20 protein-coding genes and 2 riboswitches are annotated in these 19,462 nt (G+C 34.3%); of the genes, 12 read left to right on the top strand and 8 right to left on the bottom strand.

Going from position 1 to position 19,462, the window contains the following annotated elements; all coding sequences use genetic code 11:
• Positions 1–35: 35 nt before the first annotated feature.
• The 4 genes from DM447_RS17865 to DM447_RS17850 all read left to right on the top strand — a co-directional run bounded on the left by DM447_RS17865 (position 36) and on the right by DM447_RS17850 (position 2,521).
• Positions 36–320 carry a hypothetical protein gene (locus tag DM447_RS17865; RefSeq protein WP_112182532.1) on the top strand — a complete coding sequence of 95 codons (285 nt, stop codon included), beginning with the start codon at positions 36–38 and terminating at the stop codon, positions 318–320.
• A 298-nt stretch (positions 321–618) separates the two neighbouring features.
• Positions 619–948, top strand: a complete 330-nt coding sequence (locus DM447_RS17860) for a hypothetical protein (protein WP_112182531.1) — start codon at positions 619–621, stop codon at positions 946–948.
• Between the two features lie 155 nt (positions 949–1,103).
• Positions 1,104–1,553: a DUF6932 family protein gene (locus tag DM447_RS17855; protein ID WP_162632683.1), complete on the top strand. Its 450-nt coding sequence runs from the start codon at positions 1,104–1,106 to the stop codon at positions 1,551–1,553.
• Complete coding sequence (locus DM447_RS17850; protein WP_112182529.1) at positions 1,550–2,521, top strand: hypothetical protein; 972 nt, start codon at positions 1,550–1,552, stop codon at positions 2,519–2,521. The genes DM447_RS17855 and DM447_RS17850 overlap by 4 nt, the downstream gene beginning before the upstream one ends.
• 333 nt (positions 2,522–2,854) lie before the next feature.
• Here the strand turns inward: DM447_RS17850 and DM447_RS17845 are convergent, their stop codons facing one another.
• From DM447_RS17845 to DM447_RS17825, 5 genes are all read right to left on the bottom strand, one after another.
• A complete protein-coding gene (locus DM447_RS17845) occupies positions 2,855–4,045 on the bottom strand; it encodes an MFS transporter (protein ID WP_112182528.1) in 1,191 nt (396 codons plus the stop codon).
• A gap of 75 nt (positions 4,046–4,120) precedes the next feature.
• Positions 4,121–4,218, bottom strand: a riboswitch (purine riboswitch).
• A 238-nt stretch (positions 4,219–4,456) separates the two neighbouring features.
• On the bottom strand, positions 4,457–5,143 hold the full coding sequence (locus tag DM447_RS17840; RefSeq protein WP_112182527.1) for an ABC transporter permease: 687 nt from the start codon (positions 5,141–5,143) through the stop codon (positions 4,457–4,459).
• Positions 5,136–6,062: an ABC transporter ATP-binding protein gene (locus tag DM447_RS17835; RefSeq protein ID WP_112182526.1), complete on the bottom strand. Its 927-nt coding sequence runs from the start codon at positions 6,060–6,062 to the stop codon at positions 5,136–5,138. The genes DM447_RS17840 and DM447_RS17835 overlap by 8 nt, the downstream gene beginning before the upstream one ends.
• 93 nt (positions 6,063–6,155) lie before the next feature.
• Positions 6,156–6,932, bottom strand: coding sequence for a sensor histidine kinase (locus DM447_RS17830; protein WP_241964541.1), 777 nt, complete (start codon positions 6,930–6,932; stop codon positions 6,156–6,158).
• 149 nt (positions 6,933–7,081) lie between these two features.
• Complete coding sequence (locus DM447_RS17825) at positions 7,082–7,783, bottom strand: response regulator transcription factor (RefSeq protein WP_112182524.1); 702 nt, start codon at positions 7,781–7,783, stop codon at positions 7,082–7,084.
• Positions 7,784–8,013: 230 nt separating this feature from the next.
• Here DM447_RS17825 and DM447_RS17820 point away from each other — a divergent pair, with 230 nt between their 5' ends.
• The gene (locus tag DM447_RS17820) at positions 8,014–8,736 is read left to right on the top strand and encodes a sulfite exporter TauE/SafE family protein (RefSeq protein ID WP_112182523.1); all 723 of its coding nucleotides are present in this window, start codon (positions 8,014–8,016) and stop codon (positions 8,734–8,736) included.
• A gap of 89 nt (positions 8,737–8,825) precedes the next feature.
• Here DM447_RS17820 and DM447_RS17815 read toward each other — a convergent pair whose 3' ends face one another.
• Positions 8,826–9,572, bottom strand: coding sequence for an SDR family NAD(P)-dependent oxidoreductase (locus tag DM447_RS17815; RefSeq protein ID WP_112182522.1), 747 nt, complete (start codon positions 9,570–9,572; stop codon positions 8,826–8,828).
• Positions 9,573–9,902: 330 nt separating this feature from the next.
• On the opposite strand from DM447_RS17815, the gene DM447_RS17810 reads away from it, so the two are divergent.
• The 7 genes from DM447_RS17810 to DM447_RS17780 all read left to right on the top strand — a co-directional run bounded on the left by DM447_RS17810 (position 9,903) and on the right by DM447_RS17780 (position 16,656).
• The gene (locus tag DM447_RS17810) at positions 9,903–10,274 is read left to right on the top strand and encodes a DUF956 family protein (RefSeq protein ID WP_112182521.1); all 372 of its coding nucleotides are present in this window, start codon (positions 9,903–9,905) and stop codon (positions 10,272–10,274) included.
• 481 nt (positions 10,275–10,755) lie between these two features.
• Positions 10,756–11,730: a mannose/fructose/sorbose PTS transporter subunit IIA gene (locus DM447_RS17805; protein ID WP_112182520.1), complete on the top strand. Its 975-nt coding sequence runs from the start codon at positions 10,756–10,758 to the stop codon at positions 11,728–11,730.
• Between the two features lie 30 nt (positions 11,731–11,760).
• Complete coding sequence (locus DM447_RS17800) at positions 11,761–12,567, top strand: PTS mannose/fructose/sorbose transporter subunit IIC (protein ID WP_112182519.1); 807 nt, start codon at positions 11,761–11,763, stop codon at positions 12,565–12,567.
• 30 nt (positions 12,568–12,597) lie between these two features.
• A complete protein-coding gene (locus DM447_RS17795; protein ID WP_369974632.1) occupies positions 12,598–13,497 on the top strand; it encodes a PTS system mannose/fructose/sorbose family transporter subunit IID in 900 nt (299 codons plus the stop codon).
• A gap of 202 nt (positions 13,498–13,699) precedes the next feature.
• A complete protein-coding gene (locus tag DM447_RS17790) occupies positions 13,700–14,716 on the top strand; it encodes an oxidoreductase (RefSeq protein WP_112182517.1) in 1,017 nt (338 codons plus the stop codon).
• Positions 14,717–14,853: 137 nt separating this feature from the next.
• Positions 14,854–15,633 carry a MerR family transcriptional regulator gene (locus DM447_RS17785; RefSeq protein ID WP_112182516.1) on the top strand — a complete coding sequence of 260 codons (780 nt, stop codon included), beginning with the start codon at positions 14,854–14,856 and terminating at the stop codon, positions 15,631–15,633.
• Entirely contained in the window at positions 15,634–16,656 is a 1,023-nt protein-coding gene (locus tag DM447_RS17780; RefSeq protein WP_112182515.1) for a C45 family autoproteolytic acyltransferase/hydrolase, read from the top strand.
• Between the two features lie 78 nt (positions 16,657–16,734).
• Here the strand turns inward: DM447_RS17780 and DM447_RS17775 are convergent, their stop codons facing one another.
• Both DM447_RS17775 and DM447_RS17770 read right to left on the bottom strand, forming a co-directional pair.
• Positions 16,735–17,958 carry an MFS transporter gene (locus DM447_RS17775; protein ID WP_112182514.1) on the bottom strand — a complete coding sequence of 408 codons (1,224 nt, stop codon included), beginning with the start codon at positions 17,956–17,958 and terminating at the stop codon, positions 16,735–16,737.
• Positions 17,959–17,970: 12 nt separating this feature from the next.
• Complete coding sequence (locus DM447_RS17770) at positions 17,971–19,020, bottom strand: ArsR/SmtB family transcription factor (protein ID WP_112182513.1); 1,050 nt, start codon at positions 19,018–19,020, stop codon at positions 17,971–17,973.
• A 185-nt stretch (positions 19,021–19,205) separates the two neighbouring features.
• Positions 19,206–19,294, top strand: a riboswitch (cyclic di-GMP riboswitch).
• Positions 19,295–19,462 lie beyond the last annotated feature (168 nt).

Below are 19,462 nucleotides of genomic sequence, written 5' to 3'. Positions count from 1 at the left end.
AGGCGATATATCAATTTGAAAAAGGAGAGAATGCTATGAGTGTAATGGATATCTTTTGGTTGTTTATATACAAATACCATCCAGAGTTAGCTATCTATGATTGGTTGGTTGATAGCCAATTAATGAGAAGGGAAGATATCGTTAGTAATGAAGTAAGGGCAATGGTTCCCGAAGGTATGATAAATGTTAATTGTTTTGTGTTTTTCTATAAGGGAGGAACCAAGAATGTTGTATACCTTTTGCAGGATAATAAAGCAGAAACGAGTATTGCAATAGGGTTATTAAAGAATGGTGAACTGTTGAACGCTATTATATTATGAAAGTTAACCAATATTAGTTTTATATTAATCTTTTACCGAGAATTCGCCTTTGGGGCTGCATTCTCTATTTTTATGTCTAAAAATACATCAAGGGAGGTGAACGAATGTCACCGATTAATATATTCAAGGCAGGTGTGTCATTTGGAGTATCCATTTACATGTATGTTAAGAAGAACATAATTCTCGAAAAATAAAAGGAGATGATTATATTGCAATATTTCTTATTGGGAACTGTGGTTGGGATTGCTATATGTATAGGTACTGAATATGTAGAAAAGCAGTATGGGAGGAATTGGAGTTGAAAAAGATTCATAATTATAATGAGTTGCTTGTGGTGAAAGAATTGTTTCCTGTAGATGTATTGGAATATCTAAAAGAAGAATTTCATGGTTTGTTTGAGTACTATAGTAATGGTGAGGAGATTGGAGAGTTTCTGCTTCTAACACACCAAGCTATGATAATACTGGAATCTAAAGCAGAAACCAATCAAGTCTTGACTAATATTCTGGAGTTAGAGTTTGTTGAAGAAATTAAGTTAAATATAACTACACTATTAAGAATTGGAGTATACCAATCAGAAGATGTACAGATTTACTACTCTATTTATCCTTATACAATGATTTTATGATAAATCTATATTAGAAGTTGAAAAATAAGGGTAAGTATATATAAAGCAAAATAAGTCTATAATTTTTAGTAACTCATTCTGGAAATAACATACTAATTTCAGTGAATATTTGCTATGATAGTAATAATTAGAAGTTTATTGAAGGGATGAGTATAGTGCCGATACCTGATTTAAATAAACATGGGTTCTTACCAGAAGGGGTCTATGATTGCTCAATAGAGGAACTTGAAGACATATTTACAAATATTCCGAATACACATACAAGAAAAAAGCATTTTAAAAGTTTGTTAGAATATATAGAGAAAATCAAGTCAATAAAATTCCCTTGCTATCATCTATTAATAGATGGAAGTTATGTGACTAACAAGGAGGAACCTTCAGATATTGATATTGCTCTAATCACTACTCTTGATTTCTCACCAATGGATTTTAAACAATCTCATTTAGAGGTTATGCATAAAGAGCTTGTAAAAAGTAAATATGGTTTTAACATGTATCCAGTTTTTTATGAAACAGAAAGTTTAAGGGAAATAATTAATTTTTATCAAGGTGTAAAGCCTCCAAGGCAACACCTAAAAAAAGGAATTTTAAGGGTGAGATTATGATAAGTAACCTTGAGGAAAAAAAATTTATAAATAAGCAAATCATGCATTTAGAAAATGCACTTGCCGATTTAAAATTTAAATTATTGCCTGATAATCCCGAAATATTTAAAGTTATGTCTATTAGTTATGTTGATAAAATACAGGAGTTAAGAAAGGAAATAGATACATTCCTAGGAGTAAATGAACTAAAGGACATTGAAAAATCTGATATAGTAATCAGATTAAAAGGTCCAGAAATAGGTTATGGGAGAGCTCCTATAAGCGTTGTTTCTAGTATTTTAGATGAAACGAGAAAGGGATTTCAAAATTTATATTCTTACTTGAACGGTTTTAAAAACTTTCGAAAAGTACCACAAAGCATATTAAAAGCTTGTGATATGTCTTTAGCAGGGATGTTTGAGGGAAGTTTACAAGTTGCTTTACAAAGGCCTTCAGAACAAATTTCATTATTTGATGAGGATTCAGACTTTAACAAAACTGTTGAATTGTACCTTCAGGCAGCAAGTTGGGCATCTAAAAACGATTCAATAGAATTACTAAAAAGGAATATACCAGATGATGAACTGAGGGAGGTCGCTTTAAAAAGTATTTTAAGGTTAATACCTAAGAGTACAAAGAAAGTAAATCGTGTACATTTATATGGTTCTCTTGTAAATGAGAATATATATTTAAACAAGCAATCAAGAGATTATATTATTGAAAACTTAGCTAAGAAGGTTGAAGATGAGCAAATTCTATCATTTGAAGGTCGAGTTAGAGAAGTAGACCTAGATAAGGGATCATTTAAATTACGCGAGGTAAAGGATGAGAATGGTATTCATGAAATAATTGGACATATTAATGAGAGTCTTATGGAAGACTTGAAAGAATGTCTGGATGACGTAATAATTGTAAAAGGGGTAATTAAAAGTGAAACCCAAAAATCTAAGACACTTGAAATACGGTTTATAGAAAGTGCATCTGAATAAAGATAAGGGTGGCATACATTGCATTCTTATCTTTAATTTCGTGTTCTTAAAATCTATATTTCAGATTAATTTCAATAAAAATTGTAGAAAAACCTCATTTAGATATACTACGGAGAACCCTATCATAAGTAAAGGAGATTTTAGAAATTGAAATAGCACCATTCTAAAATGGCGCTATTTTTCCCTGAATAATCCAACTTGTGAATTCCTAATTCTCTCCCCAAGGCGGAACGTGTTAATTTAATTTTCCAGTGGTATAGTTTTGGGAATGAAAGCTAATCTAAACTAAAACAGGACAAGTTACCTAAAAAATACTCTATAAACTTAAGCTAATCAAGTCTGATTTTGTACAGCCAAGGTCATTTTTTTATTTTCTCTTGCGCTGGTATTTCTTGTTAAAGATAAGACGGCGCATGCCAAGGATATGATGACAAGGATGCCACCGAACCAAGCTGTGTGCGTGACAGTTCCGGTTTGATTTAACACGATACCACCGAATGCTGATCCAAGAGAAATCCCTATTTGCAATGCTGAGTTATTAAAGCTTTGCTGAATATCAGATGTGACAGGATCTGTTTGAATCAAATAGCTTTGTTGTGGTGGAGCAAGACTCCAGCTTAATGCAGCCCAGACCATCATAATCGGTAGGAATACAATAAGTGAAAAAGTTGTAAATGGTAATATAAATAGTACAACGGCAAATGAAATAATTACTACAATGATGCTTTTCCCGGCTCCAATCAAATCTGAAAGAATTCCTCCGAATGCACCGCCACTAACCGCTGCAATCCCAAATAATAGATAACATATGCTTATCCAACTGGAGTTCAGATGAAGTTCCGTTTCTAAAAATGGAGTGAAGTACGCATAAAGCGTATAATGCCCTGCTAGCATAAACATGGTTGCAAGGTGTGCACTACCAATTTTTATACTACTCACTGCCTTTAATTGTTTTGAAAGTGGAATTGAAATTTCCCCAGGAATCCTCTCCAAAAAGATAGAAATAAGCACAAAAGAACCGATAGATAAAATAGCAATCCCTAGAAAAATAATGCGCCAGCCAAATCTGTCAGAAATCAGAATTCCCAGTGGCACTCCCATGACAAGTGACGAACTAATGCCCATATAAATCAGACCCAGAGCCTTTGCACGATGTGCTGGTGCAACAACTTTTGATGCTATGGTTAAGGATAGTACAACGATAAGTGCTGTACTCATTGCGGTTAAGACCCTTGCAATCATCATAAAGGTAAAATTCGGACTGAAATATGTCATGATATTACCAATAAAGAAAATAGATAAGAATATCAGATATAACTTTTTCCGCTCCATTTTGCTAGTGATGACTAGTAACACTGGACCGAAAATAGCATAAATAAGTGCGAAAATTGTTATTAGTTGTCCAGCAGAACTTAGTGAGATGTTTAAATCGTTTGCGATAGTTGGAAGGATGCCGCCAATGACTAATTCAACCATTCCAACTGCTATAGTTGATAATGCTAGGATAAAGACTTTTAAATTCATATTCTGTTTTACGTCCTTTCAAATGAAAAAATAATAAAGATATTTTTAGAAAACAAAAAAATCCTGATTACAAAAAATGAATAATTCATTTTCTGTAATCAGGATTTTAAGGTTCCTGGTAGAGACCCTCATCCATATTCTGAGGTTATACAGGTAGATTAACTTATAAACGAGTACTTTGAATAGTTTACTAGGTATCACCTAACTTTTCAAGTATTAATTTTTAGCTTTGATACTACCATTAGAATAAGGGTTGTAGTTGGTGGAAAGCCCCATGTCATTCTAATTGGATTAGATGGGGTCTTGTTTCGCAATCGGGCCAGATTGTTGTTTGTGAATCTATTTATAGCTAACCATGTCTTCAAATCAATAAAAACAAACAAAGGGAGATACAGCATCTCCCCTTGATCATCAAAAATCAGCTTTTACTGCTTTATTAATAACGAGATAGGCAATCAAAAATCCAACGATGCCTAATGAAATCGGGATAGCAATAAACGAAAAAAGGTTACTATTGTTTGTCGAGGAAAAGATGACCGCAATAATCAGAATTGAGGATGTAATCGTTGCTGGAACAGAGTATTTTCTCATTCCGAAAAATAACGGTATTAAAGACATTCCAGCAGAACTGATTGCAATCAAAATCGTGCGTAAAGCTTTTTCAGTCAACATATCTTGTGTGATGGGTCCACTGATGTAGTGAAAAGTTGAATTTAATAAGGTAAAACTACCAAATACAATAATGTTCGAGAGAATGACAAAGACGAAGGTTACCATACTTATGATAAGAACTTTTGCTATTAATAGTTTTTTGCGATCAATCGGATACATAAACAAGACAGAGATTGTTTTGTCCCTAAATTCTTCTATAATCATATGAGAGAGAAGGACGGAGGCATAAATAACAAAAGCAGCCACGATAAATATTTCTATTAACATAAATACACTTTCATAGCTCGTTAAAAATTCTGCAGTAGCCTCTTCATCTAATCCGAACAATAAAAACAAACCGATAATTCCAGCATTAATATACAGGAATGTTAGTATCATACTTCCACTATTCATCTTACGCATTTCTAACTTTATCAGGCTACGCATTTTTATTGCCTCCTTCAATTAACTGTAAAAAATAATCCTCTAGCGATTTACTTTTTTTGGTAATCGATCCAACTTCAATCTGGTTTATAACCATCGCATGAATAATGTCATTTTGCGAAATGTTACTATCATAGATATGAATCAAACCATCGTGTTCTTTTATTCTAAAATTAGCGATATTTAACTCACTTTCTAGAACAAATGCAGCTTTTGCTTGCTCTTTCACAATTAACTCGACATGCTCTACATGTTTACTTCGTATCAGATCCATTGAGGACTCTTCTAGCAATTTCCCTTCTCGTATTACACCAATCGTATCTGCAATCTGCTCGATCTCACCGAGAATGTGGCTGGATATCAATAAAGTCATGCCGTATTGTCTGCTAAGGTTTAAAAACAAGTCACGTAATTCGCGAATTCCTAAGGGATCTAGTCCGTTTAAAGGCTCATCTAGTATTAGTAGATCTGGTTTCGTGATAACCGCTCTTGCAATGGCTAACCTTTGCTTCATTCCAAGCGAGAATTCCTTGACGGTTTTATTTTCAATGTTAACTAAATTTACCAGATTTAGCGCCTCAGAAATGGCGCCTTTATTGTAATAGCCCATGTATTCGCAATGGAGCTCAAGGTTCTTTCTGGCGGATAGCTTTTCATAAAAAACAGGATATTCAATGATACTACCGATTCTTTTTAACACCTCAAAGGAAGATGGAGTTAACTTTTCATCTAAGACTTCAATGTCTCCACCAGTTGGTGTTACAAGGTTCGTTATCATCTTCATGAGAGTCGTTTTCCCTGAACCGTTAGGACCCAGAAATCCATAAATCTCCCCTTTTTTCACCTGCATATTTACTTCTGATACTACCTCTTTTCCTTTGTAAGCTTTTGTTAAGTTGTGTGTCCGCATAATATAGGTCATCTTCTTGCCTCCCTTTCGATCTAACTTAACTATAGCAAAGGAAATTGTCTTTTTTCTTACCAATTCCTTAAGTAAATCTTACGTTTTCAATAATTAAGCTTTTTTGAATGACAGGACAAAAGTTGTTCGAGTAGTAGGACTACTAGAAAATGCAAGCTTTCCTTGCATCTGTTCTGTAAGTCGTTTGCTAATCGTTAAGCCTAAGCCACTTCCTTGTGTAAATTCACTCTTCGAATCTTTAACTGTATAGAGGCGCTCAAAAATGCGGTCCTGATCAGAATGTAAGATGCCCTTTCCTTTATCTGTCACTTCAATCGTTACAAGTTCGTTATCATCATATAACTTTAAACTGACGAAATTGCCGTCTTGTCCGTAACGAATCGCATTTGACAATAAGTTATTTAAGATACGAATCAAGGCATCTTCATCACCATAAAGATAGAGGGGTTCTTTGGGAATATCTATTTCCACGTCAAAACCTTTGTGGATTAACGTATCATGATATCCAACTATAACTTTTCGACACACTTCATTGATATGGATGCGTTTGGAGTCTAGTTGCCAGTCACCGGACTCAAGCTTTGCCAAATCAAAGAATTTATTAATAAGACTTGCTACATCGATGACTTTTACAGATACCTTGGCTAACAAAGCATTACGCTCTTCGGATGTATAATCCTTGTCGTATTGCAGGTTTTCTAAATAGCCTAAAACCACTGTTAAAGGTGTTTTTAGGTCATGTGAAACATTGGTTAGCATACGGTTCATAGACATGCGCATACGAGTATTATCAGCTATGTATTCTTGATGGTAATCAAGTAATTGATTGACTTCAACTAACAGTTCGCGTAACGCTGTGTGCTCCGTCATTAATAAAATACGGTCTGATGAATTGTTGGAGATGAGATGATTGACCTTTTTGGATATGTAGCGCAGATTGCTGTCTAACCTTCTCTTGGAAAGATAGTTTTGAAAGAGTAATAGAAGCAGAATAAGTATAATAATTGATAAGATAATGATCATTTGCTTAGCTCCATTTTATAGCCAATTCCCCAAATGGTTTTTATATACGTTGGTTTGGAAGGATCATCTTCAATTTTACTTCTCAGTCTTCTAATATGAACATTTATGACGTTTTCGTCCCCATAATAGACATCTTTCCAAACACTCTCAAAAAGTTGTCCTTTGGTAAATACCTGGTTGGGATGTATAGCTAATAAACTTAATATTTGAAATTCTTTTGCCGTTAAGTTGATTTCTTTTCCGTTTTTTAAGACTGTAAAGTTATCCAAATCAATTATAAGGTTCATTATCGCTACTTTGTTTCCCTGATTAGCGGAGGGGCTCTGTGTATACTGGTTTGATCGTCGTAATGCGGCATTTATTCTTGCGGTCATTTCAATTAAGGAAAATGGTTTGCCAATATAGTCATCTGCTCCAAAACCAAGTCCTAGTGCCTTGTCAACATCACTATCTTTTGCGGACATGATTAAAATTGGTAGTAAATTTTCTTCACGGATTTCTTTTACAATATCGATCCCATTCTTAGATGGGAGCATTAAATCAAGCAGTATTAAATCAATTTTTTCCTGAGAAAAAAGCGTTATTGCTTCATCTCCATCAAATGCAGAGACAACCCTGTATCCTTCTTTCTTAAGATGATTAGCAACCATTTCATGAATCTGCTGATCATCCTCCACTACTAAAATCAATTCGTTCAATTTGCTTCACCCTTTCCTTGAAAAAGCGAGTTTCATCATTGTCAAATAACAATTCATTTCCTATATTTGCTACTATTTTCTATTATAGCAGTGAATTTGAGGTGTAGAATGAAACTTTTGAATAATACAAAAAAGAAAGAATGAAATTGGTTTAGGATAGTCGAACAATTAATGAAATGTTAAGATAGCTGTAGCTAACGGTAGCTTTTTGATAGAAAAGAGGGTGTTTTATGGAGATACTAGCATTTATAATAATTATTTTAATCGCTTCCGTACTTCAAACGAGTACAGGATTCGGATTCTCAATTTTGGCTACTCCATTTCTTTTTTTATTATTTGAACCAATTGAGGCAATTCAAATTAACTTAATATTGTCTTTAGTTATTTCTAGTGCATTAATAATAAAAATTAGAAAAGATATTGATTTTGGCATCCTTCGAAGATTTGTGGTAGGAAGTGTTATGGGTCTGCCTGTTGGAATTATGATCTTCTTGTTAGTTGATATAGATAGATTAAAGTTGGGCGTGAGCCTTATTATCTTAGTGTTAACAATAATGCTCATTCTTACGTTTCGAATTAACCAAAATAAGAAGAGAGATTTAATTGTTGGTGGACTATCAGGTTTATTCACAACAAGTATCGGTATGCCAGGACCACCATTATTATTATATTTTTCAGGTACAGATACTAAAAAGGAGAAATTAAGAGGAACTACACTAGCCTTTTATTTATTTATATATTTTATTAGTTTAGTCATTCAAGTGATTTTTGCTGGAACAAATAAGATAATCTGGGTATCAAGTTTATGGGCCTTACCTTTAGTTTTTGTAGGATTGTATTTGGGACAACTATTATTTAAAAGGATTAACCAAAGTGTTTTCCGTATATTTACATATATAATCTTATTATTTACAGGGATTTACTTACTAATAGAAAGTTTGGGGTTATTATAATCAATTAGGTAGCAATATAAAATAAAAAAGCACATTTCTTAGAAAGAAAGTGCTCTTTTTGAGTATATACTATTTACTGAGAATTTCACTTACTCATCTGAAGTACCCAGGGTCATTCCACCGTCTACTACAATTTCTGTACCCGTACAATACGAGCTTTCATCAGATGCAAGGAAGGCTACAGCTCGAGCAATTTCAATTGGTTGTCCAATACGCCCTAAAGGTACGGAATCGTAATAAGCTGGAACACCTTCTCCTTGTGTAGCCATTGTTGTTTCGATGCCACCTGGATGAACCATATTTACTCTAATTCCTTTTGGTCCTAATTCAATAGCTGTAGCTTTAGACATTGCAACAACAGATGCTTTTGTCGCAGCGTAAACAGAGGATTGGCTAATTGGAGCAAAAGCAGAAATCGATACATTATTTACAATGGATCCTTTTTGCTGCTTTTCCATTTGTGGAATAACTGCTTGCATCCCCATAAAAACACCAAGTTGATTAGTATTAATTAGCTGTTGATAATCATCTAGGGTTGTTTCTGTAAATGGTTTGCGTTTTATTACTCCAGCATTATTCACTAATGCGTCAAGCTTGCCATATTTATTTATGACCTCATCTACCGCTGATTTCCATTCTAATTCTTTTGTTACATCTAATTGAATTGGAATAGCATGATTCTCACCAATCATCTCGGCTACTTCTTTAGCCTCATTATAGTTACGAGCCCCAATCGCTACTATAGCCCCCAATGTGGCAAGATGCTGAGCAATAGCTCTTCCCTGTCCTCGATTAGCGCCAGTGACAAGAATGACCTGGTTGTTTAAACATGACATATACGCACTCCCCTTTTACTCATTATAAAAGTTTAACTTTCACCTTAATAATCAACGTTAAGTAAAGCATAATTACTACCTAAGTATTAAATGTTAGTATAAGTTTAATCGTTCCGGTTGATTCTATCAATTCTTCAACTCAACTGTTGCCTTAGGTAGTATCTTGAATACTTATGAAATAAACCAGAATTGGACATTTTATATGCAACACGTGCAAATTTAACGCTATTCTGTTTAAATAAATACAGAAACGCATCTAATTTTTTTTTGCTGTACTTGATAAAACGTGTATAATAATTAATAGTAAAAGAAAGAAAAGGGGTAATCAATGTGGTCCAATCAATTAATACAAAAGTTGATTTAGTTATTAAAGCAACCTCACATATAAGAGTTTCCGATTATGGTGAAATCATGATTGGAGATAAAGGGTTTGAATTTTTCAATAAGCGAGATGCGCGTAAGTTTATTCAAATTCCTTGGGAAGAAGTTGATTATGTAGTGGCTTCCGTCATGTTCAAAGGAAAATGGATTCCACGTTACGCTATCAAAACGAAGAGCAGTGGAACGTATACATTTTCTTCTAAAGATCCAAAAAAAGTTTTCCGAGCAATTCGTGAATATGTTGATCCGAATCGTATGGTCCAATCATTAGGTTTCTTTGGTGTAATTAAACGAACTTTTAAGAGAAAATCTAAAAAGTAAGATAGAAACAAATTTGTCTTTATTGTTTGGACAAACTGTTACACAGTTAATATATATTCTTTTTTACACAAAAATTTACAGTATACTATCTATTTCTTTCAAAAGAGTGTTCACTTGTTAAAAAAATAAAAAACTTTCTCTTGATAGGCAAAAAGTGGTGTGTTATAATCATCTTGTAAACTCTTAAAGTAACTCATATGCTATTTATTTGTACTACAAAATAGTAGCTAGATAAAATTATATAGTTATCGCAATTATTTTTTGCGTGTTACTGATTCGATCAGGCATGAGTAAAAAGTATTGATTAAAGCGAAGAATTTAGGGAATTTGTAGACCTATGCCTTCATTTAATATACTTTTTACTTTTTTTTATTTCTTTTTAGTTGTGTCGGAAATGTAATCGATTGCAACATTCTAAAAATTACTACTTTAGGAGTTTACTAGTTCTAAGTTTTAACAATAAATAAGAGGAGGTAAAAAGATGGTAGGAATTGTAATTGCCAGTCATGGTGAATTTGCTGATGGTATCTTGCAATCTGGAGCGATGATCTTCGGAGAACAAGAAAATGTAAAAGCTGTTACATTGATGCCTAGTGAAGGACCTGATGATATAAAGGCAAAAATGCAAAAAGCAATCGCCTCTTTCGACAACCAAGATGAAGTGTTATTCTTAGTTGATCTTTGGGGTGGAACTCCTTTCAACCAAGCCAACAGCTTAATGGAAGAACACAAAGACAGGTGGGCCATTGTTGCCGGGGTGAACTTAGCAATGGTGATCGAATCTTACGCATCACGCTTATCTATGAACACAGCACATGAAGTTGCGGCACATATTTTAAGTACAGCTAAAGAGGCGGTTAGAGTACAACCTGAAGAATTAGAGCCAGCAGCTTCTACTGAAACTGCTACCGGACCATCAGATACTGGTGCTCCTGGTAAATTTGAATACGTGTTAGCGCGTATTGATTCTCGTTTGCTTCATGGACAGGTGGCGACTGCGTGGACAAGAAATACATTGCCTACACGTATTATCGTTGTATCTGATACAGTGGCTCAGGATGAACTTCGCAAGAAATTAATTCAACAGGCTGCTCCTTCAGGGGTAAAAGCTCACGTTGTTCCTATTGCGAAAATGATCGAGCTTGCAAAAGATGATCAACATTTTGGTGGACAACGAGCATTGCTTCTTTTCGAGAACCCACAAGATGTACTTAGAGCAGTTGAAGGTGGCGTTCCATTAGATACGATTAACGTTGGCTCTATGTCACACTCAATTGGTAAAGTTCAACCGAATAAGGTATTAGCTTTTAGTCAAGAAGATGTAGATACTTTTGCTAAATTAAAAGAATTTGGTGTGAAATTCGATGTGCGTAAAGTACCAAATGATTCGCAAGCAAGGATGGACGACATTCTTAAAAGAGCTCAAGCAGAGTTAAACAAAGAGAAACAATCTTAATTATTAGACAAAAAAGGAGGATAAATAATCATGGATTTGACGATGATTCAAATAATATTAGTTGTTATCATAGCATTTATTGCTGGTATTGAAGGAATATTGGATGAGTTCCACTTCCACCAACCAATCATTGCTTGTACATTAATCGGCTTAGCGACAGGAACCTTAGTCCCATGCCTTATCTTAGGTGGTACGTTACAATTGATTGCTTTAGGTTGGGCAAATATTGGAGCGGCTGTGGCACCTGATGCTGCGTTGGCATCCGTTGCGTCTGCAATTATCCTAGTTTTAAGTGGTCGGGGTGAAGCGGGTGTTGATTCAGCAATTGCGATTGCAATTCCACTTGCAGTTGCAGGTTTACTATTAACAATTTTTGTTCGTACAATTGCAACAGCATTGGTGCATTTCATGGATGCGGCAGCAAAAGAAGGAAATTTCAGAAAAATAGAATTTTGGCATATGGTTGCTATCGCACTACAAGGGTTACGTATTGCAATCCCAGCGGCATTAATCATTGCGATTGGTGCAGAGCCTGTTAGAAATTTACTTGAAGCGATGCCAGATTGGTTAACAGGTGGTATGGCAGTCGGTGGAGGAATGGTCGTAGCAGTTGGTTTTGCTATGGTTATCAACATGATGGCAACAAAAGAAGTATGGCCGTTCTTTGCAATTGGTTTCGTATTAGCCACAGTTTCTTCTATTACACTAGTGGGACTTGGTGGTATCGGTGTAGCACTTGCACTTATTTATATAACACTTTCGAAACAAGGTGGATCAGGTAATGGTGGAAACGGAAACACTGGTGATCCGCTAGGCAATATTATTGAAGACTATTAAAAAGGAGGAGGACATAAATTGGCACAAGAAATGAAATTAACTAAAAGAGATCGCATCGCTATTTGGTGGCGTTCAACTTTCATTCAAGGTTCTTGGAACTATGAACGTATGCAAAACGGTGGTTGGGCATTTGCAATGATTCCTGCAATTAAACGGTTATATCAAACAAAAGAAGATCGTTCTGCTGCACTAGAACGTCATTTAGAGTTTTTTAATACACATCCATATGTAGCATCACCTATTCTTGGTGTGACTTTAGCACTTGAAGAAGAACGTTCAAATGGTGCGCCAGTTGACGACAAAGCAATCCAAGGGGTTAAAGTTGGTATGATGGGTCCATTGGCTGGTATTGGAGATCCAGTTTTCTGGTTCACAATTAAACCAATTATCGGTGCATTAGCGGCTTCTCTAGCGCTGACTGGTAATATACTTGGCCCAATTCTTTACTTCGTTTTATGGAATCTTCTTCGCATGGGATTCATGTGGTATACACAAGAACTTGGTTACAAAGCCGGTTCCAAAATTACGGAAGATCTATCTGGTGGAATACTTCAGGATATAACCAAAGGCGCCTCGATACTGGGTATGTTCATTCTAGGTTCCTTAGTTAACCGCTGGGTAGCTGTATCATTTGCACCAACTGTATCCGAAGTTCCATTGGATGAAGGTGCCTATATTGATTGGGATAACTTACCTTCTGGTGCAGAAGGAATTAGAACTGCACTGGAACAACAAGCTGCTGGTATGTCGTTAAGTCCAAATAACGTAACGACTTTACAAGATAACTTAGACAGTCTAATTCCAGGTTTATCTGGTTTATTGCTTACCATTCTTTGCATGTGGTTACTTAGAAAGAAAATTTCTCCAATTACAATGATTCTTGGATTGTTCGTTGTTGGTATTATTTTCCACGTAATTGGCTTAATGTAATACGGTAGACACTTACTTAGTTGTATTCAATGAATAAGTGTTAGCTATATAAATTGAGAAGTACCTCCTAACATGATAAATTAGTCATTAGGAGGTGCTTTTTTATATGGCTGAATGGAAGGAAATATTGAAGACCTTTCAGTTAGGGTAAAAGCAGATTTTAAGTTTTAACAGTATTAATTACATATATCAGGAGGTCACCATGCTAACAATCGGTTATATTGGAAATGGGAAAAGCACGAACAGATATCATTTACCGTTCGTACTGCAACGAGACAATATTAATGTGAAAACAATTTATCGAAGAAACCCTGCGCATGATGATTGGGACAAAATTGCAGGCGTAAATTATACTTCTGACTTAGATGAGTTATTAAATGACAAGGACATTCAACTCATTGTAGTTTGCACCAGACATGACAGCCATTATGAATATGCAAAACAAGTATTAGAGCATAATAAAAACTGTTTGGTTGAAAAGCCATTTATGGAAACTTCAGAACAGGCAAAAGAAATATTTGCATTGGCAAAAGAGAAAGAATTAATTGTTCAATCCTATCAAAATAGACGTTTTGATAGTGATTTTCTAACTGTTCAAAAAGTCATTGAAGAAGGAAAATTAGGGGAATTGCTCGAAGTAGAAATGCATTATGACTATTATCGCCCACATGTACCAGAGTCTGTTCATTCGTTTATTCCGGCTTTTTCATTTTTATATGAACATGGCTGTCACACACTAGATCAAGTCATTAGCTATTTTGGTAAGCCGGATTCTACACATTATGATGTAAGACAACTATTAGGACCTGGAAGAATGAATGACTATTTTGATCTGGATTTATATTATGGCAGGTTAAAAGTATCAGTTAAATCAAGTTATTTTAGAATGAAACAAAGACCTAGCTTCGTCGTTTACGGCACTAAGGGTTGTTTTGTGAAAGAGACGAAAGATCGCCAAGAAGAACATTTAAAGCTATTTTACATGCCTGATAACAAGGATTTTGGCGTTGATACACTAGAATATTATGGTGTACTAACATATATCGATGAAGAAGGTACGACCCACGAAGAAAAAGTGAAATCGGTAAATGGTGATTATGGGAAAGTATATGATGATTTATATGAAGCCATCATAAATGGTGAAGATAAAGTCATTACAGATGAACAAACACTTCTACAAATGGAATTATTAGAAACGGGAGTTAAAAATTTAAAGTAAAAGCATAGATCTTAAGGCGTATGAAACCAATCGTATCTTTTAAAAGGCTTACTAATATAGTAAGTCTTTTTATCTTCGTAATATCGCTTGACCTTAAAGTAACTTTAAGATGTAAGATAGAATTTAGGGGGGATGAAATGAGTGGTTTTATGAGAATACAAGATATATCTGAAAGAACTGGGATTTCTAAAAGTGCAATAAGGTATTATGAATCGAAAAATCTACTAAGGTCAGTAGAAAGAAACAGCAGTGGGTATCGGATGTATTCTGAAGGTCAAGTTGCAAAAATAAAGTTAATTTCAAGTTTACGATTAGCAGATATACCTATTAAAGACATTGAGGCATATTTAAAGGAAAACGATACAAAATCAAAAAAAAGAATGATGGATGAGTGGATCCAAATTATACGTGGAAGACTTGATAGATTGAATGTAAGTTTACATTATTTAGATAGTAATTGTGAAAGTGAACAAATTTATCTGATAGAAAAGAGCGAGGAGACTATTATTTGGTTTTTGGCTGAATCTAACATTGGACAATTCAAAGAACATGTTAGAAAAAGGATGAAAGAACTTAAGAAATTAAATATTCCAATAAAAAGCTGTTATTTAAACTATCTATCTGGAAAAGATTTAATTAAAGCAAAGATTGGATTTTGTGTACCAGTTGATACACATGCAAATAAGCTTTCTGAAATTCACTCAATTGAGCATACTGCATCTTGTATTTGTATAGCACTGGCTTTTAAAAGTCCAATTTCAAAAATTCAAGATGGTTATCAGAAATTAATGCGTTATGCAATTGAAAATAAATGGGCTCCTACAGGTTCGATACTAGAATGTTACCGTGGCGAGGATTTTTCAGATCTTGACTTATTAATGCCTGTCACTCAGATTGGAAAAAGGGAGGACGTGTAAATGCTTGGGAATGAAGAGTTAGTTCTAAGACTAGTAGAATTAAAAGGGGACTATAACCAATTTGGTATAGAGCAAGGAAAAGAATTAATCGCATTACCGAATTGGGATCACCTGAGGAAATTAACGATTAATGAAAATGAGGAAGATGTAAAGGAATTAATCAAAGGTATTTCACCGAATCTTTATCAAGAACTGAAAGGCTTGGCAGAAGGTTTAGACTTGGATTTAGATGCGACTATTAAACACTTTAGTGGATATGATGTGAGATTTCCTAAGATGGGTTGTACTACTTTAATAAACGATGGATATTATGCTCGGAATTACGATTTCAGTCCAGAACTATACGATGCAAGACTTGTAATTACGAATCCTACAAATGGCTATGCTAGTGTAGGTTTTAGTCACCAAGTAATTGGTAGACTTGATGGAATGAATGAAAAAGGGCTTGTAGTAGGGTTGCATTTTGTAAATAACGAACACAGTGAGAAAGGTTTTGTTGCTACGACTATTGTTAGAATGCTATTAGAACAATGCGCAAACATTGAAGATACAGTAAGTTTTATCAAGACTATTCCGCATGGTTATTGCTACAACTATTCCATTACAGATCAAAGTGGAAAAAGTATAATAATAGAAGCATCCCCAGATCAACAGGTCATAAATTTCTCTAATCCTCGAATATGCACAAATCACTTTGAATCGGATATATTGAGAATGAAAAATAGTGTTGATATACAAGGCTCATTAAAACGTAAGGAATATGTAAGTTGCTTATTGCGAGAGAGTCTGTCGCCTATAGCTGCTTATCATCATTTTAATGATGAAACTTCACCATTATTTTCAAAATACTATAAAGAGTACTTTGGTACATTGCATACAGTTGTCTATTCACCCGATAATTTGAGCATTATTGTTGGTGTTGGTGGAAATTGTAAACCATTGTTATTTTCTTTAAAGGAATTTATGGATGGGATATCAACTCTTCCTAAAAGTATGGAAGGAACAATTAATCAAGTAATGTAAAATAAGAGCCCTATAAAACATCTAAAAGGATTACGTAGAGGAGAATTAGTGTATAGCTCTCTTCTAAAAACAATTTATTTAGTTATATTTCAATGATTGATGTAGGTAAAATAATGAAGCGAAAGTTGATACAACGCCTCCTAATACTATCGTAAAATTTGTTCCAAATTCATTAGCTAATAGACCAGCTATAAACGCTGCTAAAGGCATAAGAATCCATGCCATAAATCGACTCGTAGCTTGGACACGTCCTAATAAATGATCGGGAGTTAGTGTCTGTCTTATTGTAACAATACAAGGGTTCATCAATGAGGCAGCAAAAGTGCCTAAAGCATTGAATACAATTAACAGAAAATAGCTAGATGCTACGCCAAATAAAATAATCGAAAACCCACCGATAAAAGAAGCAAAAAATAAGATGCGCCTGTATGTGAAACGTTCACTTAATAAATTAGTAACTAATGCACCGGTTATCGCTCCGATTCCTCCAATCGATATGAGTATACCAGTCTGTTCTACTGTTAAATTAATTGTATCAGTTAAATGAAATACCATCATGGTTAAAAATAAGGTTGTACCAAAGATTGAAATTAGCATTGCTAGATTTGTATAAAGTATTGGCTTTGTTTGAATAACAAATTGGAAACCTTCTTTAATATCTAGCCAGAATGAACTTTTCTTATCATGCTTTTGAGGCTCTTGTTTTAAATTGATACTTAGAATCGCAAAAAATGCTACAAGAAAACTAAAGCTATTTATTAAAAGCGCATACCCGGGGTTGTAAAAACTAATAATCAATCCACCTAGACCTGGCGCAACTAATACAGCAGTATTAAATAAACCTGTATTTATAGAATTGATAGCTTGCAGGTCCTCTTTACGTACTAACCTTGGGATGGAAGCAAATTGAGCAATATTATATACTTGACTTAGTATCCCAATAAGAAAAGCCGCGCTATTTAAGAACCAAATTTCTAATAAGTCGAAAATAAATAGTACCCCAATTAAACCAACAATTATACATCTTGCCAGATCACATAGTAATAACAAATGTTTTCTATTATAACGATCTGCTAATATCCCGGTAAGTGGTTGAAATAAAATTGGTAAACGCTCAAGTGCCGCTACCAACCCCATGCTCAATGGAGAACCTGTTATAGCCAAAACCATAAGAGGAATAGCGATCAAATAAATTTGGTCACCACAAAAAGATATGACATTTCCACCAATAAAACGAAAAGCAGAGTGATTTTTCTTAAATTCAGATACTTCGTTAACACTTCTTTTTAATGATTCTGCCATCTCTTGTTCCCCTTATCTTGGATTTAGATATTGTTCCATCTCTTTTGGTAATGATTTTAGTGCATTTTTCTTCAAACAATACACTCCATTCACTATCTCTACTAATCTAGCTGACCTAAGGATTTTGAGATGATGATGAACCGTAGATTTTGCTATGTCTAGTTCATTTGTGATGTCTTGTAATGTTAAGGTATTTTCATATAATAGTTTGATCATACGGAGTCTAACCTCATCACCTAGAGCTTTATATCTCAGAACTAGAAAGTTATTAGGGATATGCGGTTTATTAGGAAATATACTTTCATTTGCTATCGGATAGTAGAAAACTTTTGTTCCTTCTATATCTGCTTCAATATTCCAAGGTCGATAAACATATTGTGGAATTAGCAAGACTCTACCGATACTTGGCTCTGGTAAATAGATAATCCCACCAGTTGCCCATTCTACCAACGCTTCAGGAGACATCCGCTTAGACATGTGAATTTTTGATTCTAAATCCGTTTTTAGATAGGTAGTAACCTCTTCTGGTTTTTCATTTTTAATAACCTGTTCGAACCAGCCTTTCATAACAGCAATGAGATGCTCCTTTAAATAAGCAGCATTTACATCGCAAATAAATTCGATATAAGTAGGAAAAAAAGGGTTGTCTTTTGTTAACGTCATTAATTCGGTTGCTGCGACGTGTTGTCCGATTGCCGCCCTTAGCCTTATTTCGTCATATTTCTGGCCGATGAAAGGTAGACAAATATACTTTAAATCTGTTTCAGATAGCTCTGTAATGTATGAAATGAAATGCTTGATTTCAGTAAATTCTTCTTGGTGAAGCAGCTGTAATAAAGACTTCCAAGTGTTTTTCTCTTCTACGGTGGCTAGGTGATTTAATAAGTCATCCGAGATAGAGCTTTTTACTTGTTCCCAATATTCTTGAGGCTTTTCTAAAGTCTTAATTAAAGGACTGTTTGTCACAGCAGCAATCCCCAATGCACATTCCCAAAGTAACGAATATTCGAGTTGAACTTCATATGTCTCTCTTTTTCTACTTGTGGTATTTAAAACATTCATTAAAGCACCTCTTTTTCTAATATAAATTAATTCTAAATTATTAGAACATTGAATTCAACATATTTAAAATTTTAAATTCGAATATTTTAGAATAAAAGAAAAATCGCCAGTAAAAACAGGACTATCTAATTATTTACTTATTATAGAAAAATTTGTTAAAATTAATAATATCAAGAATAACATAATATTATATTTGGCAAACCTATTGAAAAATAGGGACGCAAAGCTACGAATCTAAGGTAAAGTAATTTTCTATGATCGTCGGGTTGCATATTAATGACTATAGTTATTTAAACAAATGACTTGTGTTGTTTTTTGTAATGTAACTTAATGACAAGAAGTCGTTAGGTTTTTTGCTCTGTCGAGACGGTTTTGAAAATTGCACTTATATGAAATGAGAACTTAGGTTTTCGTTTAAGGAGGTGAATGGACAAGATCAACT

It is taken from the genome of Paraliobacillus zengyii (assembly GCF_003268595.1).
In the GTDB taxonomy this organism is placed as follows: Bacteria; Bacillota; Bacilli; order Bacillales; family Amphibacillaceae; genus Paraliobacillus_A; species Paraliobacillus_A zengyii.
This window is presented reverse-complemented; position numbering and strand designations above follow the sequence as displayed.

Bases quoted from the DNA above. Each gene is read 5' to 3' on its own strand.
- DM447_RS17865 (WP_112182532.1), top strand. From the start codon at position 36: ATGAGTGTAATGGATATCTTTTGGTTGTTTATATACAAATACCATCCA.
- DM447_RS17850 (WP_112182529.1), top strand. From the start codon at position 1,550: ATGATAAGTAACCTTGAGGAAAAAAAATTTATAAATAAGCAAATCATG.
- DM447_RS17845 (WP_112182528.1), bottom strand. From the start codon at position 4,045: ATGAATTTAAAAGTCTTTATCCTAGCATTATCAACTATAGCAGTTGGA.
- DM447_RS17840 (WP_112182527.1), bottom strand. From the start codon at position 5,143: ATGCGTAGCCTGATAAAGTTAGAAATGCGTAAGATGAATAGTGGAAGT.
- DM447_RS17835 (WP_112182526.1), bottom strand. From the start codon at position 6,062: ATGACCTATATTATGCGGACACACAACTTAACAAAAGCTTACAAAGGA.
- DM447_RS17830 (WP_241964541.1), bottom strand. From the start codon at position 6,932: ATGACGGAGCACACAGCGTTACGCGAACTGTTAGTTGAAGTCAATCAA.
- DM447_RS17820 (WP_112182523.1), top strand. From the start codon at position 8,014: ATGGAGATACTAGCATTTATAATAATTATTTTAATCGCTTCCGTACTT.
- DM447_RS17815 (WP_112182522.1), bottom strand. From the start codon at position 9,572: ATGTCATGTTTAAACAACCAGGTCATTCTTGTCACTGGCGCTAATCGA.
- DM447_RS17805 (WP_112182520.1), top strand. From the start codon at position 10,756: ATGGTAGGAATTGTAATTGCCAGTCATGGTGAATTTGCTGATGGTATC.
- DM447_RS17800 (WP_112182519.1), top strand. From the start codon at position 11,761: ATGGATTTGACGATGATTCAAATAATATTAGTTGTTATCATAGCATTT.
- DM447_RS17795 (WP_369974632.1), top strand. From the start codon at position 12,598: ATGAAATTAACTAAAAGAGATCGCATCGCTATTTGGTGGCGTTCAACT.
- DM447_RS17790 (WP_112182517.1), top strand. From the start codon at position 13,700: ATGCTAACAATCGGTTATATTGGAAATGGGAAAAGCACGAACAGATAT.
- DM447_RS17785 (WP_112182516.1), top strand. From the start codon at position 14,854: ATGAGTGGTTTTATGAGAATACAAGATATATCTGAAAGAACTGGGATT.
- DM447_RS17780 (WP_112182515.1), top strand. From the start codon at position 15,634: ATGCTTGGGAATGAAGAGTTAGTTCTAAGACTAGTAGAATTAAAAGGG.
- DM447_RS17775 (WP_112182514.1), bottom strand. From the start codon at position 17,958: ATGGCAGAATCATTAAAAAGAAGTGTTAACGAAGTATCTGAATTTAAG.
- DM447_RS17770 (WP_112182513.1), bottom strand. From the start codon at position 19,020: ATGAATGTTTTAAATACCACAAGTAGAAAAAGAGAGACATATGAAGTT.